Origin of the sequence: Komagataeibacter swingsii, from assembly GCF_003207895.1 — a bacterium.
GTDB classification, from domain to species: domain Bacteria; phylum Pseudomonadota; class Alphaproteobacteria; order Acetobacterales; family Acetobacteraceae; genus Komagataeibacter; species Komagataeibacter swingsii.
Window position 1 is genome coordinate 1 of record NZ_NKUB01000090.1, and the last position, 1,052, is coordinate 1,052.

The 1,052-nt window shown below is 51.8% G+C and carries 1 protein-coding gene; it reads right to left on the reverse strand.

What is annotated here, in order from left to right; translation table 11 throughout:
• Positions 1-124: 124 nt before the first annotated feature.
• Entirely contained in the window at positions 125-895 is a 771-nt protein-coding gene (locus CFR76_RS17435; protein WP_025440037.1) for an alpha/beta fold hydrolase, read from the reverse strand.
• Between the last annotated feature and the right edge of the window lie 157 nt (positions 896-1,052).

Consider the following 1,052-nt stretch of genomic DNA (forward strand, 5'->3'; position numbering starts at 1 on the left):
TGTATCCTTCATCTGCCGTCCTTTCGCGCAGTCGTTTCTTCCAACGACCATTCTGGCACATTGCGATGCCGTGCGGGGAGGACGGCAACCACCCCATCTGACGGGACATGAAACTGCATGGCCTTCAGGCAGTAACGCGATTCATGAAATCCTGTAAAAAGGGAAAAACACGCTCAGGCATGTCTTCAAGTAGCGTATGTTTCGCGAAGGGTAGGTTAAGCAATCTGGCACCTTTGACCTGCTCAGCAAGCTCAAACGCCTGTTGCCGCGACACCAGCATATCGTCGTCACCATGCACGACGAGCAGAGGACACCGGATGTTTTTTACAGACGCGCCGGGATAGGCATCTTCGTCGCAGCCGAGCCACATATGCGTCGCCGCCTTGAATAACTTTTCGAAATCCGGTTCGGGATTTTCCGCGTTGTAGACCGATATTTGATTCCCGAACATCCCACGCCATTTTTCAAGATTGATCTTCTGATAAATCTGCCGGGCCGGATCATTTTCCGGCAACACCCAGTGCGCGCCGACCGCTATGACGAACTCTGGTTGTACGGCATGAGATGCAGCCAGACGAAGGGCGACAATGCCACCGTCACTATGTCCGATTATACCGGATTTTTGCAGCCCCATCGCGTTAAGAACCGCGGTAAAATCATCCTGAAGCTGTCGATATGTCAGGGGGGCCGTCCCGATACCAGATCGACCATGCCCGCGCGTATCAATAGCAATCAGCCTATAATCTTCTGCCAAGTACTTTGCGAGCGGAATGAAATCCAGCCGGCTCCGCAAGCCGCCATGAAGCAATACAATTACTCTTCCTTTCGGGTTCCCGGCTTCAGAGACGAACAAATTTGTATCGCCAACTGATACAAACTTCCCTGTATCAAACATTCGATGGCTTTCATAAGGCTGGATTACTCTGGATCGTGCAGCGAGATTATCACCGCTAATACCAACCGTTGATTGCTATAACCCATGAGCCCAATTGCGCAGTCCGATTGACATGATGCGCCATGGTTGATTGACGAGCTGGTTCCAGGCATGGCAG